Here is a 17354-nt window from a genome sequence, read left to right on the forward strand (position 1 = left end):
AGAAAATCAGGAAGTAATTTGATCCGCAAACGGATGCCACCTCTCGTTTGTCCACAGGTCTTGGATGATCGAGCCCACCCCCCGTCCCTCCAAGGTCTGCATCCACCAAACCGCCCGTTCTGTTCTTGCGTTCCCTACAGGGCCGATGATCCCCCACCTTCTCGCCGCCGCGTGATGCAAGCGAGAGAGATTCCGTAAAAATCGTCGGACATAAAACAAGATGACCTCCTTGGTGGGAAAAACAACCTGTTTGGTCTTCGCTCCTTGCCTTGGCGTTTCGAACCATGCTTTGACCGCTTGCCAAATAACCGATCGTGTATATTGAACATACGGGAGGAGGAAAGAAGGCAGCACACTCACGGTTTTGCGACACTCTTGACAGCGATATCGTGCGATCCAAAGGTGATACTCCCCCTCTGCCGTCAACGCATAGCGTTGGTAGTATCCGTGACGATGCAAGGGGCGGCGGGATGGACAGTGGGGGCATTGGTTCACGTCGGGAAAATCGTTCCCTTTCCCACGATCCGTATACGTTTGAATGTCAATGCCAAAGTCGTGAAACTGGATCACACTTCCTCCCCCTCATTGAAACGAATGGAAATCTTTGTCCGAAACAATTCACAAAAAATTTAGCACATTCCTTCAGAAAAGGGGAGAGGGCTTTCTGAAAGAATGTGCAAAAAAATGGGCGTTTTGTGCTGAAATAAAATGATAATTTACACTTATGATCTGAAAGAGTTGTTTCGGGATTTTTACCGAACCGATGGATATAATGAAGCAAAGGAACGCTTGGAAGAATGGATTCAGTTAGCCAAACAGAGCCCTTTTGCTTCTTTTCAGGAAGCAGCCAACACGCTTGAAAGGTGGAAGGAGCCTATTCTTTCCTACTTTTTGTGCCCATATACGAATGCCCGAATCGAGGGGACGAATCACAAGATCAAAAACATCAAACGCCGGGCATATGGCTATCGAAATCTAGAACGGTTTCGTTTGCGTGTATTTCTGGAGTGTACAGGGAACACTACAGGTAGTCAGGCTGCCTAAGCGCTCCCTTCTTCCGCTATCGGTATGATAGTTGGTAGAATGGAACCCGTCAAGGAAAGCACTTGACTGTTTCCATTCTACCAACTTCGTGGTCTGTATGCGGAAGAAGGATCCTGACTGATGAACCTATTTCATCCAGCTAACATGTCTCTAGGATTGAGTAGAAATCACAGAAAATGGTGAAGACCCAAAAAACATAAACAAAAACAAGAATTTCAGAAGGAGAAATTGGGTATTCAATACCAAGATAACAATTTAATTGTCTGCACTGATGACGGAAAACCTCTTGATCCACGAAACTTGTTGCGACAATTTTATCGCTTGATCGAAGAAGCAAATGTGCCACGTATAAGTTTCCATGATTTGCGGCATACACATGCAACCATCTTAATGCAGCAAGGCGAAAATCCAAAAGTGGTTAGCGAGCGCTTGGGGCATTCCCGCGTCGGTATAACTTTAGATTTATACTCACATGTCAGTGATGATTTACAAGAACAAGCGGCAGAGAAATTTGAAAATGCCCTTCTTAAAACAGAGTCAAAAACCTTTAGTTAACTAAAGGTGCAAGTTTTGTGCAAGTTTTTAAATCACGGAGATTTTAATACAATTGCCAATAAAACGAAAAAGCTTGAAACCCTTGATACACAAGGATTTCAAGCCTCTCACTTTAGTGATTCCGACTGGGCTCGAACCAGCGACCTCCACCCTGTCAAGGTGCGATAGTATTTTAAGTTTAGATTCAATCAGTCGGAGAAACTTTTATATATCAAGTATTTACCTTTTTGATTTAGGATGTAACTTGAGCAATTCAGAGGTAAAATGTAAGATTGTGTCCCCAACGTGTCCCCAACTGATAAATTCCTGTATTTCTGTCGTTGTTAGTTGTTCGTTTTATGTATAGAGAAATGCATTTCATGCCACATCGCATCATAAATCTATTTCATCTCATTTAAAACTGAAACTTTTTTCATACATTCTGTTAATCTCTATTAATCGATATGAACTTTTGATGATTTTCTATGTTTCTTTGGTTAAACAATAAAAACCTGTACGAGATGGCTGAACGACTTTGGCATTTAATTTCGCAAATTCAATCGTCTCGTCGCTCGTTAGATTCCATTTTCCGTAAAATCCGTTGATACCAATACGCCGTCCAGCCTTCGTTTATCTAAGGTACTTAAGTCATCTCTACCCCAGTTTGTGCTTCCTGATTATTCAATTGAAATAAGTCTATACGAATTTGTTCGATTTTATTTTCTATTAATTCCAATTCAAATTTATATTTTTCTACCAAGCTGATGATGTATAAAAGTTTGTGTAAAGCATTTTGCTAGAACAAAAGAAAAAAGGTAGGGTATTCTCTGATTGGACCAAAAATCTTAGAGAAAGGAGTACCCTACCTATGTCTAAAAGAAGTATACCGAATGCCGACTGGGCAAATCAACTGGAAAGTGTCATTCGTCAGTTTGTGAAGGAAAAATTAGAGCTGATTATGCGGGAAGAAATCAAACATTTCCTCGAAATCGAACAGGCTGGAACGCCGAATATGAGAAACGGCTACTATCAGCGAAATCTAGATACGCAATATGGCCGGATTGAGGGTCTTTTGGTTCCAAGAGACCGAAACGGGGAATTTCAAACACAGTTGTTTGCCCCTTATCAACGCCACACCGGCTGGCTGGAGGAAGCCATCATTAGGATGTATCAAAGTGGCATGAGTACACGGGAAATTGGCAAGTTTATCGAACGAATTCTAGGAAATGCTTATTCTCCAGCGACGATCAGCCGTATTACCGATGTCGTGAAAGAAGACATCGAGAAATGGCACCATCGTCCACTATCCAAACGTTATTCTGTCTTATATTTGGACGGCTTGTACGTGAAACTTCGCCGCGATACGGTAGAGAAAGAAGTCATTTATGTGGTGTTAGGAGTGAATGAAGAAGGGTATCGAGAAATTCTGGATTTCTTCGTGGGAGGACAAGAAAGCGCCTATGTATGGCAGGAGATTCTTCAACAACTATACAACAGGGGCGTAAAGGAAGTGCTTCTGGGCGTCTTCGATGGACTACCGGGGTTGGAGGAAGCCTTTAAGGCGGTTTATCCGAAAGCCGATGTGCAGCGTTGTGTCGTTCACAAAGTCCGCAACACGCTCCATCGTGTTCGGAAAAAAGACCAATTCGAAGTGGCCGAGGATCTCAAGCTGATTTATCGCGCGCCGAATAAGGAGATGGCGTTACAAATGTTTCAACAGTTTGAGTCGAAATGGTCCAGCAAATATCCAAGAGAAGTTCAATCTTGGGCCAATGAGTTGGATGTCCTCCTTACATTTATGGATTATCCAAGCAGTATTCGAAGTGTGATTTATACGACCAATGCCATCGAACGAACGATCAAGGAAATTCGGAAACGTCTAAAGCCGATGAACAGTTTGAGCAGTTTAGAAGCCGCTGAAAAAATCGTGTATTTGACGATTCAAGATTTTAACGAGAAATGGGCAGGAAGAAAGTTACGAGGATTTGCCGAAGCGCATGAAGCTCTTCAACGAATGTTTGAAGAACGTTATTGTTAACCAAATATTGTAAATAAACAAAATAAGGGGATTCTCCCTTTCCACACAAGAGACTGAATATTCAGTCTCTTGTGTGGAGAAAATCAGTCCCCTATCAATTCAAATCCATTTCAGAGAAACCCTACCCCATTTACATTACACAAAATTCTTGACGGTACCCAGAAAACTATCCTCAATACAAATTGCAAGACTTGATCTCCCAAGCGTTGATTGATTTCATGAACAAATATAGACGATGAGACAACAAAAGAGCCGCTATCGGCTCTTTGTTTTTATACATATTTTTTAGTACTTCATATAAAGCATCCTTTGTTATGGCGGTCATGATAATGTTGAATGACTTATTGTTCAAGGTAGTTGATTGATTATGCCATTATTTATTAAATGGTCAAATAGTAATAAATTTGTTGTCTATAGTCAACAAACCTATTATTGTTGACCATAATTCTGACCTTTATACATAAATTTTTAAAAATGTAGTATAAAAATGTTATTTAAGGTTAAATATGGATAACACAAAAATATTTGAAGGAGGAAACAGCTATGAACAAAAGATTGGAATATATTGTAGGAGAAATACTTCAAGAAGTTGTTCATCCTTATGGTGATGTCACAATTAGAGCATGCTATACAAACCAAAATTGCAGGAATATTAATGTGCTTCAATTTGATTATGCTGTCTTGGAACGTAGTAATCCAATAGCATTAATCGAAGTGGAAGAAAAACATCACTTTGCTTTCCCAAATGAGCGTGCTAAATTTCATCGTACTGTGGATAATCGGATAACTCGGCTTATCAGGATAAATGAGTATATTAAATGGAAATTCCAAGTAAAATATTGCATCCCAATAATACGTGTGACTGAGGCGCACTGTGCACAAAGAGAAAAGCTTTTGCAATACCTTAGAAATAAATTATCCATCGTCTTCTATGCAATGAACCTTAATATATTTGAAAGATATGGAATTTTTTATAAAGAATTTTTCTTGTATTTTGGGGCTGAACGTTTATATCCACAGGACAATGATATTCCAGAAGATTTTAAAACCTTTATTGAAGCCTATAACAACAATGCATTAGATAAATGGTTGAAAAAAAATTTCATTATGATCATGCAGAATAATAACACAATCAAAGAAGCAGAGAAGTAAAAAACATATCTTATCTTTGGTGTTTTCGACATTAAAAAACGTAGAGTATCCATAACTCATACATCACGGTTACTTGGACGGAAGTCTTATGGGGCATGATCCTACGCAAAAGAGCAAGCTGTATCATTTTGCAAGCAAGATAGCCTATCATGCCCCATCATGACCGCTATTACACATCTATATGAAAAATAGATGCATATACCTAATTGTCAAACTGTACATTTCCTGATTGTCACTAACATCTTAGGAGGTCGTTATGTTTATCTTGAATAACCCTTATGACGAAGGACTTTGGATAGAAAACATTGAAGAATTTTTTAAAGAACGAGATTATTTTTTGGTGGAAAGCAAAGTAAAAGAAAATAATCTCCAACTCCTAATAAGACAAGTTGGCATAAGTGTATCGGATTTACAAAAGATCACTGGTATTTCAAAACAAAATTTGAATGAAATCATATATGGTGAATCAAATCCAAGTATTGATAAAGCTTTAAAAATTGCTTATGTACTTAATTATCCAGTAGAAAAGTTATTTCCTCTAAAACCAGAAGATTGGTATCACTATGCTACTGATGAGGAGGGAAAAACGCTTTATTTTAATACAATAGATGGTAAGATATACAATACAACAGGGAAGAAGTTAGCTATAAAAAATGGGAAATACGAATACTACGACAATGTAGAAAAAAGATATGTAACAAAGAAAGAGTATAAACAAATAGTTAGTAATTTACAAAAAAGCGAACTCCAAACACGTTATGACGGTTTGAAACAAGACGAAAAATATAAAGGAATTTCCGCCAACCGATTAAGAAGAATTGCAAAAATACAATTACAGTCTGATATAGATAAACGATTCAAGAAAGTATATATCCCAATTGGGAAAAGATTTACACCTTATTATTTTCCAAAAAGAGGAGACTATGTGATCGAATAGTTTGACCATATAGTCTCCTTTTATGTTTTTACACAGCATTTACTTGTTCTACAGTGGAAATCGACTGAGGGGATTTTTAACGACACTAGGAGCACCAGGGTAATTTTTGGGGATAGGAATAGGATTAATACCCAGTTTCTTTAAAGACTTTAAACGCTTTTTGTATGTGCCCTTTGACATATATTTGAGCGGTGTATCTATATCAAATGAAGAAACCTTTTTGAGGAAATCAATGAGTTTTTCTTTATTTTTTGGGGAAAGTGAGGAGCTCCTGATGATTTTTCTTGACTCATCTAGTTTATAAAAATCCTCTTGGGGATAAATGGAAAAAAGATACTTCTCAAAGTATTCTTTATATAAGTCAATTTTAAAATACTCTGCAATTTTTTTAGGACGGGGACTGATACTTTTATTTGACATATAATTGAGATGACCCTCCAGCAAACGTACTTCGAATCTAATTACATTTTTTTCATACCATTCTGGTTCTTCGTTTTTTGCTTTTCTCTCTTCATCTTTCAAGTATACAATTGATTCAACGGAATTTGACGAATGATAAACCGTTGTCTTATAAGGGTGGTATGCACCTTTATCATCAAGAAATCCCAAGTGCTTTTTTTGAAAACGATAGCATCTTGTCAATTTTTTGTAAAGGTCTAACAACAATTGCCGTGTATGTTCATTGGGTACAACAACATCATAACGATAATCGATCCTCAGTAACACGTGTTCCTTATAGCAAGACGAATGCCCAAGGATATTCCACAGAATAAATCTTATCTGTTTTTCTAATTGCGAATAATCGCTATCTGTTAAATCTGTTTTGTTTAACAGTTTTATAGCATCTACAACCATGTATAACTTCCATTTTCCGTTTCCTCTATTGCTAATAGCAATCGTGACTCCTCTAAATTTTCCCTCAAATAGTTTATTTACATCCTTGTACGAAATATTAAATCGTTTTTGCAAATCTCGTACCTCTTCATAATCAAGTGGAAAATACACTTTAAATGTGTGAATCATACCTATATCTCCCCTTCTTTAACATTGGGACCTGGGAACAGATTTTTCTTTACACGACAAAGGCTTCACTTCAATTTTTTGTTCCCAGCCCCATTATATTTATTTATTTACAATTCGCATTGAAAGCCCGTTGCTATAATGCGATGAATTTTTGAACTTTTATATCATAGATGGTTGTAAAGAAATTATGAAAGTTTTAAACAACAATTTCATACAGCGGTAAATCTATTGTAGGTTTAACGCTTTACTTTTGTAATAGTTTGGGAATTATAAAAGTTGAATTGAACAGTTGTGGATGTTGTTTTAATGGAGGAATTATTTCGAGGTGTTTTAAGAGGCATGATAGCTTTTTTGTTCTTGTTCATTCATCCACTGCTGAATTGAAGAAGCCTGAAAACGGATTAACCTATTCCCTACTTTGAAATGTGGGATCTTCTTTTTTCGTACCATATCGTACACAACGTCAGTGGACACCCCCAATAGCTCCGCAACATCTTTTACAGTTAGTGGTTTGTTTAACGCCATTAGAATCAACTCCTTCCGTAAATATAATATATATACTCCATAAAATATTGATTTTGTGGAGTACAATTGTTATTATGTAATTATCATAGCAAACAAAAAATTATTTGACAATCCCTTTTTCTGATTGTCCACATACGAAAGGAGATTCTGTATGCAAAATGTTGTATGTTTAACAAAGTTTGCTGTTCTTCCTAAAATGTATGAAGCACTGTCACTTAAACAACTTTCGACCGAGGAGTTGGGTCGTCTTCAGTCTGAACCTGTTCTCTATTCGCCATTCGACACAGTTATGATTCGTGTAAAGGACACAAACATATCTCTACATCAATTTTCTTCATTCAATCCTTTACTCCATACTCCTAATCTGTACGTTGAATTAGCCAAAATACAAAATGAGAAAGACCTAATGAAATTCATCGAAATTTACGGATTACCTCTAGGAATAAGTAAGTCAACTTCTACTAATTGTACGGAAGAATTGATAGCCATAACTGAGATGGACACATTAGATTTTTTTGAGGAATTGGCTCAATTTAGCGATTTGCTTTCATTATGGTATTACATCTTAAACAATGAACCAATACAACGCAACTTTTCCTTTATTGTTGATGGAAAAGTAGTATCTACTGAAACAAAAGATCCTAAGCAGATAATCGCAACTGTACTGAACAGTAAACGTAGCTGGACTGAAAGCATAGAGTCGTATGGCGAAAAAATATCATTATGCATTCGCTTTAAAAATCTGTTCGAAGTGGCATACTTTCAACTTATGAATGCTGTATTAAATAAAAAACCTCTTAGAAGATGCGAAGAATGTAACTCCATTTTTGAGGTCGTACACGAATCACAAAAGTTTTGCCCACCCCGACTTGGTCGCAAGAGAAGCACTTGTGAAAACACTTACCGAGTTCGTAAAAGAAGACAAAGACAAAAAGAAAAAAATAACCGAATCTAATTCACCAGAAGAAAGCGAAATAAACAGTAGTTCTTTTTAAGAACCAATAAAATCTACAGATAACAAAAAGATCAAAATAGCAACAAGAGGTGAAGAGAAAAATGGCAGGAAGTATCGAAAAACATGGAAAAAACAGCTACAGACTTGTATACAGCATGGGATTTGATGCGAATGGCAAAAGAATTAAACGTACAAAAACTGTGCATGTCAAAACGAAGAAAGAAGCTGAAAAAGAATTGGCAAAGTTTATTGCTGAAATAGAAGCAGGTGAGTATATAAAGCCTGCTAAAATGTCTCTTTCTGACTTCATTCAACTATGGAGAGATAATTACGCTGAAAAGCAACTTTCCCCAAAAACCTTCGAAACTTATAACAACTATATCAACACAAGAATTATTCCCCAGCTAGGACATCTACAACTTGCAGATATAAAGCCTATCCACCTTATTCGATTTCTCAATAATTTAAAGAAAAATGGAACTAGGTTAGATGGAAAAAATAGTAGTTTAAGTGAAGCTACGATTAACTACTATCGCCGTATACTCAAGAACATCTTTAGTCGTGCTGTGGAATGGAAATTCTTACAAGTAAATCCCGCAGAAAAACTCCCAAAGGAGAAAGAAAGTATCGGAAAAGGGAACGTTTACGATGAAAATGAAACAAGATTACTATTAAAATGCCTCGAGAAAGAGGATCTAAAATGGAGACTATATTTTACACTTGCACTCACTTGCGGACTGCGAAAAGGCGAGCTTTTGGCGTTACAGTGGGAAGATATTGATCTTGAGTCTGGCACTTTATATGTAAGACATTCGTTGTCGTATACAAAAGAAAAAGGTTTTTTTCTAAAAGAACCGAAGACAAAAAGATCAAAACGTGAAATTGCTATCCCATCTTTCGTACTACCTCTATTAAAAAAATACAAAAATGTGAGATTGCGAGAAAAAGAGAAACTGCAAGATGAGTGGGAAGGCGGAAATTACAACTTCGTTTTTGCCACATGGAATGGAAAACCACATCATCACTCTTACCCTCGTACCAAATGGGAACGTTTTCTAAAACGAAACAATCTTCGTTATATTCGACCACATGATTTACGTCATACTTCAGCAACAATTATGCTGAACAACGGAGTGAACTATAAAACAGTAAGTGAACGTTTGGGTCACTCGAGCACACGCATTACGTTCGACTTTTATGTTCACAGAACAAAGGAAGCAGATAGATCCGCTGCCGAGTGTTTCGACAATCAATTTGGAGCTTAAGAAAAACATTAAAAGGGACAGTCGTAATGACTGTCCCCAATTTGTCCCCAACTACCTTTTCTTTTCTCTTTTATGTGCATGGATAAATAAAAAACCCCTTGACTCGCAAGGGGTTTTCGATGATTCCGACTGGGCTCGAACCAGCGACCTCCACCCTGTCAAGGTGGCGCTCTCCCAGCTGAGCTACGGAATCATATTTTATTGTCCGCTATCGAACACATTTTTAATTATATAAACGGGCAAGTTGTTTGTCAACAACTTTTTTAAAAAAATCGCTGTTCATGATGAAAAAAGGAAAGGTGACTTCCTCCCAAAGGAATAATCCGTGTTGGAACGGTTCGACATCGTATTTTTTCTATATTCTGATTGTTCTATCAAACGAGAATTAGTATATTAGAAATAAGCCCATAGCCGTGACATACTCCCACCACCTACGCTTCGCTTAGAGGTGGGGGCTTCTCGGGTAATCCCATCTCATGATGGGAAGTTGACCGAGCGATCCCCGTGTGCCCCACGGTTCGAGGACAAGTTAGACGATCGCGAATCGTTTCATGCACTCATGTTTGATATTGATGGCCGCATTGACGTCCCTGTCGCTCTCGAATCCACATTCACAGCGGAATGTACGCTCAGAAAGCGATAGAGACTCCTTGACTCGACCGCAGCACGAACACGTTTTGGACGAGGGGAACCATTTGTCGATTTTGATCAGTTTCTTCCCCTGTTCTTCCAATTTGTACCGAAGGAAAGAGGTGAACATGCCCCAGCCGTTGTCATGAACGCGTTGACCGAAATGGAGGGCTTGGGACATTCCCTTCATGTTGAGGTCTTCGATGACCACGCAATCATACCGTTTCGCTAATTTGTGCGACTCCTTATGCAGAAAGTCTTTTCGTTGGTTCGCAATTTTTTCATGCAGCTTTGCCACTTTCAGACGCTGTTTATGCCAACGATTCGAGCCTTTCTTTTTACGAGACCATTTACGCTGTTCTTTCGCTAATGTTTCCAATGCTTTGCGATAGAATCGAGGATAATTGGCTCTCTTACCCTCGCTATCGACATACAGCGTACTCATGGAAAAGTCAAGCCCAACCACCGTTTGTACTTCTTTTGGGGCAGGTTGATGTTCGTACTCTGTGAGGATAGAAATATAGTATTTTCCTGTTTTGGTTTTCGTGATCGTACAAGCCTTGATGATATGGTGGGCAGGAATCTCCCGGTGTTGCTTGAGCTTGATCCATTTCAGTTTGGGCAGCTTGATATAGCCATCTGAAAGCTTGATGTTGCCATTTACCACATTTGTGGTGTACGACTGTTTCGCCTTGCGGTTTTTGAACTTGGGAAATCCAGCGCGGCCAGAAAAGAAGTGTTGAAACGCTTTCTGCAAATTCAATTGGGCGTTTGCCAGCGCAAGGCTGTCCACTTCTTTTAGCCAAGGAAACTCCTTTTTGTACTTGGCAGGGGTCGGAAATGTTTGCTGTTTCAAGGATTCTTGATCGTCCTTGAACTTTTCAAACATTTGTATGCGCTCTTCAAGCATTTTGTTATACACAAAACGGACACAGCCGAAGGTTTTGGCGAGCCGTTGTTCTTGTTCTTTTGTTGGGTACATACGGAACTGATAGGCTTTGTTTGCCATATCGACGCCACATCACTTCATACCTTGATTTTCTATATATTTTTTTATTCCTTCAATGGGCGCACCACCCGTTGTAAGCAGGCAAAAGCTTCTTGACCAAAAATATTCTTTCCACAGTTTTCTTTTCACTTGCGGAAAATGCTTTTTGATCAGTCGAGAACTTGAACTTTTATAGGCATTGATGAACTTTGATCATTCACGATTTGGGTGTGCTTTGAACAAAATATGCACATGGTCCATATCGTGATTCCATTCGACCAAGGAAATATTGTAATTTTTACCCAATCTCACAAACATATCTTTTGCATAGTCAGATATGGTATCATCAATCACTGGTCTGCGATATTTTACAACCAGAACAAGATGATCATACAACAGGAACACTGAATGGTTATTATTGTCTAATTTCATTGATACAACAGCCTTTCATTTTTCTAAAACTGACTATATCATAACACACAAAAAAGAGACAACTTTAGGCTATACCTAACCGAAATTCATCTCCCACTTTCCCTTCGTTTCGAAGTGGGAGACTTCTTTCGGAAAGATGTTAAAAGAAAGGCGGAAAACCATGTATCGTTCATTCGTGCACCAGTTGTTGCGTCATTATGTTACCGGTTCAGCGATTGCGGTGATGGGCGTCGGCTCGACGTTAATGTTGACGACGCTCGCCATCTCATGGGAAGAAGCGAAATGGCTGATCGGCATTTTGTTGTTCTCAGCCATGGTCATGGGAGCAGCCGAGTGGATCGTGTTTCGCCGCGATTTGGCGCCGATTCGCCGTTTTTTTGCCGCCAAAGAGCCGGACGAGGAATTGGCGGCAAAGGCGCTAGAACAAACGCGCCGCTTGCCGTTATTGGCGGTGCGCCGCATTTTCGGCCCGCATCTGTTTGGATTGTCAATTCCCGGCATGGGGCTGACGGCTTTATGCATCCACTACCGTGTGCTGTCGCTTCCCTATCGATACATTTTGTACGCCTTTATCGGCGCTATTTTGATCGCGTCGCTCCATGCGTTGATTGAATTTTTCTTGACAACGAAGGCGTGCCGGCCGCTGATGGCGCATTTGCTTACGAAGGCTGGCGGAATTGATGAAAAACGCCCGCCGCTTCCGGTGCCGCTCAAAATGAAACTGCAGCTGACGGTCTTGTTCAGCAGCACATTTCCTGTCTTATTGTTCAGCTTAGCGACGGAAATCAAATGGTCGCTCGCCGGACCGAGCGCATCCCATTGGTCGTATTGGCCCTGGGCAACCGTGATTTTGCTGTTTTCGATCGCATTTTCCGTTTTCTTGACTCGCTTGTTGGTCGATGAGATCCATGAGCCGGTCAGTGTGCTGTTAAGTCATATGAAACGGGCGGAAAACGAAACGTATAAACCCGTCGCCCACAATGTGTATACTGATGAATTTGCCGATTTGCTTCGCGGATTCAATCATATGATCGATGCTGTGCATCGCCGCGACCGAACGAACAAAGAACTGCTTAACAGTTTCATCACCGTCTTGACAGCGGCGCTTGACGCCCGCGATCCTTATACAGCTGGGCACTCGCTGCGCGTGGCCCGTTACGCACTCGCGATTGGGGAAAAGCTTTCCCTTCCGAATGAACAGCTTGATGCCTTGTATCGTTCCGCTCTACTGCATGACATCGGAAAGATCGGCGTTCCCGATGCCATTTTGCTTAAAGTGGGAAAGCTAAGCGATGATGAATTTGCCCGGATCAAAAAACACCCCGCCCTTGGGGAGGCCATTTTGCGGGAAGTCAGGCCGATCGAACCGATCGAACCGCTTCTAGCCGGCATACGCTCCCATCACGAACGCATCGATGGGAAAGGATATCCAGACGGTTTAACAGGCGACGAGATTCCGTTGTTTGGCAAAATCATCGCCGTGGCCGATGCGTTTGACGCCATGACTTCCGATCGCCCGTACCGAAAAGGCATGGATATTCGTCAAGCGGCGGACATCTTGAGAAAAGGAAAGGGAACGCAGTGGGACAGCGAACTCGTCGACCTCTTTTTGAAACACTTACAAGAGGAGAAGCTGTTGTCAACCTCAGCGGCATCTTGACCCGCCCGCCGAGCTGTGAAGGCTTGGCGGGCTGATGGCTATGGCGTTGAAACTGACGGCCGCTCTTTCACAAACGACAGCGCCCGCTCGAAATCGGCGATCAAATCGTTCACATCCTCAAGTCCGACGCTCAGCCGCAGCAAGCCGTCGGTAATGCCGCGACGAAGCCGCTCGTCTTTCGGCATGGCCGCATGCGACATTTTCGCCGGGTGCGATAAAATTGACTCGACCGCGCCAAGGCTGACGGCGAACACGGGCAGGCGGACGTTGCGGACGAACGTCCGGGCCGCTTCTTCATCGGCCAAGCGGAACGACAGCACGGCGCCAAACCCGTCCGCTTGATGGCGCTGGATGTCATGGCCTGGGTGGTTCTCGAGCCCCGGATAATACACTTCTTCGACCTTTGGGTGACAAGCCAAATATTGGGCGATGGCGGCCGCTGATTCAGATGACTGCTTCAGCCGGACGTGGAGCGTTTTTAATCCGCGCAGCACAAGCCACGCATCTTGGACGCCAAGGACAGCGCCAAATGCGTTTTGCAGTTTGTACAGCTCTTTTCCCAACTCTTCATCTTTCACGACCGCCAGCCCGGCGACGACGTCGCTATGGCCGGCTAAAAATTTCGTGGCGCTGTGAAGGACAATATCGACGCCAAGGTCAAGCGGCCGCTGCAGCGCCGGCGTCATGAACGTATTATCCAAGAACGTCAAACAGCCGTGCGCTTTCGCCAGTTTGACGACGCCTTGAATATCGGTCACTTTTAACAATGGGTTGGACGGCGTTTCCATATAAATGACTTTCGTGTTCGGTCGGATGTTTTCGGCCACTGCGTTTAAATCGGTCATATCGACAAACGTATGCTCGATGCCAAAGCGGGTCAACACTTCCGTGATCATCCGGTACGTGCCGCCGTAGACGTCTTCAGTCACGAGGACGTGGTCGCCTCGGGACAAGAGCAAAAACGCCGTCGAAATGGCCGCCATGCCAGAAGCGAAGGCGAATCCGCGCACGCCGCCTTCTAACGCCGCGATCGTTTCCTCGAGCGCCTCGCGCGTCGGGTTGCCGGAGCGGCTGTAGTCGTATTTGCCGAATGAATCGAAATCGAACTGATGGAACGTGGAGGCATGCTGGATCGGCACGCTCACCGCTCCCGTGTGGCGATCGACTTTCCATTCATTATGGAGCAGTTTCGTTGAAAACGACCATTCCCGTTCCATCGCTTACACCTCTTTCATGTGTTTGAACGCTTGCGCCAAGTCGGCGATTAAATCATCCGCATGTTCGATGCCGACCGAGAAGCGGAGCAGTCGGTTGCAGACGCCGTTTTGGATGCGGATTTCCTCTGGAATGTCCGCATGCGTCTGCGTCGCCGGGTACGTGATGAAGCTTTCAACTCCGCCTAAGCTTTCCGCGAACGTAATGAGGCGCAAGCTTTTTAAAAACCCGTTCACCCACTTTTCATCGGCAATCCGGAATGACAGCATCCCTCCTCGCCCTGGGTACAGGACGTCAGTCACATCTTCATGTTCGCGCAAAAAGGCGCTGATGCGCTTGGCGTTTTCTTCATGTTGACGCATCCGGAGAGCCAACGTTTTCATCCCGCGAATGAGCAGCCATGAATCAAACGGCGACAACACCGCGCCGATGGCGTTCTGGTACTCGGCCAAGCGTTGACAGAGATCCTCGCCCTTGGCGACGACAAGGCCAGCCAGCACATCGTTATGGCCGCCTAAATATTTCGTGGCGCTGTGGATGACAATATCGGCGCCTTGTTCGATCGGGCGTTGAAGCACCGGTGTATAAAACGTGTTGTCAACGATCAACAAAAGCCCATGCCGTTTGGCAAGCGCGGAGACAGCGGCAATATCCGTCTCCTGCATCAATGGGTTCGTCGGCGTTTCCAAGAAAATGGCTTTCGTTTTTTCCGTTATCGTTTCTTCCACTGCATCGAGGTCAGCAAAGTCAACGTAATGAAACCCAAGACCGTACTTGCGCCAGCCGCGCTCAAACAGGCGGTACGTGCCGCCGTAAAGGTCGGCCGATACGAGAAACTCGTCTCCGCTCTCAAACAAGGCGAGCACCGTCTGAATGGCGGCCATGCCGGAGCTGAACGCATAGCCTTGGTCGCCGCCTTCCAGTCTCGCGATCGCTTCTTCGACGATTTTGCGCGTTGGGTTGCCGGTGCGGATGTAGTCAAACCCGGTCGACTCTCCGATGCCAGCATGGCGGTAGGCGGTCGAGAAATAGACGGGCGGGTTGACCGTCCCCGTCACCGTTTCGCTCCGATTGCCAATTTGCGCTAACAACGTCTCTAGTTTCTCCATCTCATCTCTCTCCTTCTGCTGAAAATTCCATCATGGATCAACGGCCGACCATTTGACGCCCAACGAAGCGCCGCTGTCTGTCGGGCAGCGGCCGAGGGCCTTGATCCTCGACGCCCCTCGGTTGAGGGAGCGGCCGCTTGAGTAAATAAAAAAAGTCTTCTAAGAAGAAGACTTTTCCATACGCACATGGTCATGCTTCTTCTTATCTGCCGAATTGAATGCTCAATTCGCTGGATTTAGCACCTGGCCGCCGGGCGGCTGGTTGCTGAAGCTTCATTGGGCCAGTTCCCTCCGCTTCTCTTGATAAGAATGAGACGCGTATTCAATTTTTCTAATTTTAATAAAAAATGTAGCGCATTCCCCCCGTTTTTGCAAGCCATTTTTTTGTGAATGGCACGATTCGGCAAATTCGCAAAAAATTCGAGCCCTTCGTTAACATCTTTTGGCGCAAATATGTTACAATAACAGATGAACTTACGCTTTCATGGAGGATGGTCATGGCGACAGCAACAGGAACGATGCGCGACTGCAAGTTGTACAGCGGAGAGCTGCAAGAAGAAATCGAACTGCTCGTCTACTTGCCAAGCAATTTTTCGCCGCTTTACAAATATTCTTTATTAATCGCGCAAGATGGCAAAGATTATTTTATGTATGGAAAAATGAAAACCGTCATCGAAACGCTGATGGCAGAAGGAACAATCGACCGGACGATCGTCGTCGGCATCCCGTATCGGAACGTCAACGACCGCTACGAGAAATACCACCCGGAAGGCCGAAAGCACGAAGCATACCTTCGTTTTTTAGCCCATGAACTCGTCCCGTTTTTGGACCGCGAACTGCCGACATACCAAATGGGCAAAGGCCGGGCGCTGATCGGCGATTCGCTCGGCGGAACGGTGTCGCTTCTAGCCGGGTTGTTGTATCCGCATACATTTGGGAAAATCGCCATGCAGTCCCCCTATATCGATGACTCGGTATTGGCGCGCATCCGCTCATTCCGCGATCCATCGCTCCTTTCGCTTTACCATTCTGTTGGCACAGAGGAAACAGCGGTGAAAACGACGGATGGCCATGTGCGCGATTTTATCACCCCGAATCGAATGGCGCGGGACTTGTTTATGGAAAAACGGTTTGCTTATACGTACCATGAGTTCGAAGGCGGTCATGCGTGGACGTATTGGCAGCCGGATGTCCCCCGAGCCGTAGCCGCTGTTTTATCATTATAGGACAAAACGGAGCAACTTCAAAGATGTCGAAGCCGCCGCATCCATTCCGTGCGTTTCCTGTGCATGGAAAAAGAACTGGTTCAAGGAGGGAAAACAAAATGAAGTACGGCATTGTGATCTTTCCGCCAAAACGGATTCAGGACTTCGCCAACTCGTACCGGAAACGGTACGACAGCCATTACGCCCTCATCCCGCCGCATATTACGCTGAAATACCCATTTGAAGCGGATGAGGAGCAAATAAAAAAAATGGCGAAAGAGTTGCGCCGCATTGCGGCGGAAACACCTCCCATTCCGATCAAAGTGACGAAATTCAGCTCGTTTTACCCGACAAGCAACATCATTTATTTGAAGGTGGAACCAAACGACGTGCTCGAGCGCCTTCATGAACAACTGCACAGCGGCTTGTTCGCCGGAAAGCCGGAGTTTGTGTTCGTGCCTCACATTACGATCGGCCGCGATTTGCCGGGCGCAGAATATGCGGACGTCTACAGCCAGCTGAAGCTGCAAGATGTGCACTTCGAGGAGACCGTCGACCGCTTCCATCTTCTCTATCAGCTGGAAAACGGCTCGTGGACCGTCTATGAAACGTTTATCGTCGGAGGAAAGGAAACGGTCTGAG

General features: G+C 43.1%; 15 protein-coding genes, 1 tRNA gene, 3 pseudogenes and 1 riboswitch. Of the genes and pseudogenes, 10 read left to right on the top strand and 9 right to left on the bottom strand.

Translation table 11 applies throughout. From position 1 onward, the window contains the following. Positions 1–6: 6 nt before the first annotated feature. The gene (locus tag CWI35_RS18540; protein ID WP_042382861.1) at positions 7–570 is read right to left on the bottom strand and encodes a DUF6431 domain-containing protein; all 564 of its coding nucleotides are present in this window, start codon (positions 568–570) and stop codon (positions 7–9) included. Positions 571–723: 153 nt separating this feature from the next. On the opposite strand from CWI35_RS18540, the pseudogene CWI35_RS05805 reads away from it, so the two are divergent. After that, positions 724–1044: pseudogene (locus CWI35_RS05805) on the top strand (ISL3 family transposase); the annotation flags it as partial. Between the two features lie 228 nt (positions 1045–1272). After that, on the top strand, positions 1273–1599 hold the full coding sequence (locus CWI35_RS05810) for a tyrosine-type recombinase/integrase (protein WP_240432150.1): 327 nt from the start codon (positions 1273–1275) through the stop codon (positions 1597–1599). Between the two features lie 492 nt (positions 1600–2091). Here CWI35_RS05810 and CWI35_RS18235 read toward each other — a convergent pair. Then, positions 2092–2212 (bottom strand): annotated as a pseudogene (locus tag CWI35_RS18235) (SpoVR family protein); the annotation flags it as partial. 234 nt (positions 2213–2446) lie between these two features. Between CWI35_RS18235 and CWI35_RS05815 the strand changes: the two are divergent. The 3 genes from CWI35_RS05815 (at position 2447) to CWI35_RS05825 (ending at position 5705) form a co-directional block, all read left to right on the top strand. Further along, complete coding sequence (locus tag CWI35_RS05815; protein ID WP_119877576.1) at positions 2447–3616, top strand: IS256 family transposase; 1170 nt, start codon at positions 2447–2449, stop codon at positions 3614–3616. 543 nt (positions 3617–4159) lie between these two features. Then, positions 4160–4768 (top strand): hypothetical protein, encoded by a 609-nt coding sequence (locus CWI35_RS05820; RefSeq protein ID WP_119877577.1) that lies wholly within the window; start codon positions 4160–4162, stop codon positions 4766–4768. A 256-nt stretch (positions 4769–5024) separates the two neighbouring features. Beyond that, positions 5025–5705 (top strand): helix-turn-helix transcriptional regulator, encoded by a 681-nt coding sequence (locus tag CWI35_RS05825; protein ID WP_119877578.1) that lies wholly within the window; start codon positions 5025–5027, stop codon positions 5703–5705. 48 nt (positions 5706–5753) lie between these two features. On the opposite strand, the gene CWI35_RS05830 is transcribed toward CWI35_RS05825, so the two are convergent. Beyond that, positions 5754–6728 carry a hypothetical protein gene (locus CWI35_RS05830; RefSeq protein ID WP_119877579.1) on the bottom strand — a complete coding sequence of 325 codons (975 nt, stop codon included), beginning with the start codon at positions 6726–6728 and terminating at the stop codon, positions 5754–5756. 330 nt (positions 6729–7058) lie between these two features. Beyond that, entirely contained in the window at positions 7059–7253 is a 195-nt protein-coding gene (locus CWI35_RS05835; RefSeq protein ID WP_041264267.1) for a helix-turn-helix domain-containing protein, read from the bottom strand. 151 nt (positions 7254–7404) lie between these two features. Here CWI35_RS05835 and CWI35_RS05840 point away from each other — a divergent pair, with 151 nt between their 5' ends. Next, positions 7405–8208: a hypothetical protein gene (locus CWI35_RS05840; protein ID WP_119877580.1), complete on the top strand. Its 804-nt coding sequence runs from the start codon at positions 7405–7407 to the stop codon at positions 8206–8208. Positions 8209–8309: 101 nt separating this feature from the next. Beyond that, positions 8310–9473 (top strand): site-specific integrase, encoded by a 1164-nt coding sequence (locus tag CWI35_RS05845; RefSeq protein ID WP_119877581.1) that lies wholly within the window; start codon positions 8310–8312, stop codon positions 9471–9473. 120 nt (positions 9474–9593) lie between these two features. On the opposite strand, the gene CWI35_RS05850 is transcribed toward CWI35_RS05845, so the two are convergent. From CWI35_RS05850 to tnpA, 3 genes and pseudogenes are all read right to left on the bottom strand, one after another. Beyond that, positions 9594–9666: transfer RNA gene (locus CWI35_RS05850), tRNA-Val, on the bottom strand. Positions 9667–10002: 336 nt separating this feature from the next. Beyond that, on the bottom strand, positions 10003–11112 hold the full coding sequence (locus tag CWI35_RS05855; protein ID WP_119877582.1) for an RNA-guided endonuclease InsQ/TnpB family protein: 1110 nt from the start codon (positions 11110–11112) through the stop codon (positions 10003–10005). A 12-nt stretch (positions 11113–11124) separates the two neighbouring features. After that, positions 11125–11523 (bottom strand): annotated as a pseudogene (tnpA, locus tag CWI35_RS05860) (IS200/IS605 family transposase). Positions 11524–11683: 160 nt separating this feature from the next. On the opposite strand from tnpA, the gene CWI35_RS05865 reads away from it, so the two are divergent. Then, positions 11684–13183: an HD-GYP domain-containing protein gene (locus CWI35_RS05865; RefSeq protein WP_119877583.1), complete on the top strand. Its 1500-nt coding sequence runs from the start codon at positions 11684–11686 to the stop codon at positions 13181–13183. A gap of 38 nt (positions 13184–13221) precedes the next feature. On the opposite strand, the gene metC is transcribed toward CWI35_RS05865, so the two are convergent. Both metC and CWI35_RS05875 read right to left on the bottom strand, forming a co-directional pair. Beyond that, a complete protein-coding gene (gene metC, locus CWI35_RS05870; protein WP_119877584.1) occupies positions 13222–14400 on the bottom strand; it encodes a cystathionine beta-lyase in 1179 nt (392 codons plus the stop codon). 3 nt (positions 14401–14403) lie between these two features. Next, complete coding sequence (locus CWI35_RS05875; protein WP_015374187.1) at positions 14404–15507, bottom strand: methionine biosynthesis PLP-dependent protein; 1104 nt, start codon at positions 15505–15507, stop codon at positions 14404–14406. 199 nt (positions 15508–15706) lie between these two features. After that, positions 15707–15817: riboswitch (SAM riboswitch) on the bottom strand. A 187-nt stretch (positions 15818–16004) separates the two neighbouring features. Here CWI35_RS05875 and CWI35_RS05880 point away from each other — a divergent pair. Both CWI35_RS05880 and CWI35_RS05885 read left to right on the top strand, forming a co-directional pair. After that, on the top strand, positions 16005–16733 hold the full coding sequence (locus CWI35_RS05880) for an alpha/beta hydrolase (protein WP_013146035.1): 729 nt from the start codon (positions 16005–16007) through the stop codon (positions 16731–16733). 98 nt (positions 16734–16831) lie between these two features. Then, positions 16832–17353 (top strand): YjcG family protein, encoded by a 522-nt coding sequence (locus CWI35_RS05885; protein ID WP_011230365.1) that lies wholly within the window; start codon positions 16832–16834, stop codon positions 17351–17353. The last annotated feature ends 1 nt before the right edge of the window (position 17354 follow it).

Origin of the sequence: [Bacillus] caldolyticus (genome assembly GCF_003595605.1) — a bacterium.
Classification (GTDB): Bacteria; Bacillota; Bacilli; order Bacillales; family Anoxybacillaceae; genus Geobacillus; species Geobacillus thermoleovorans.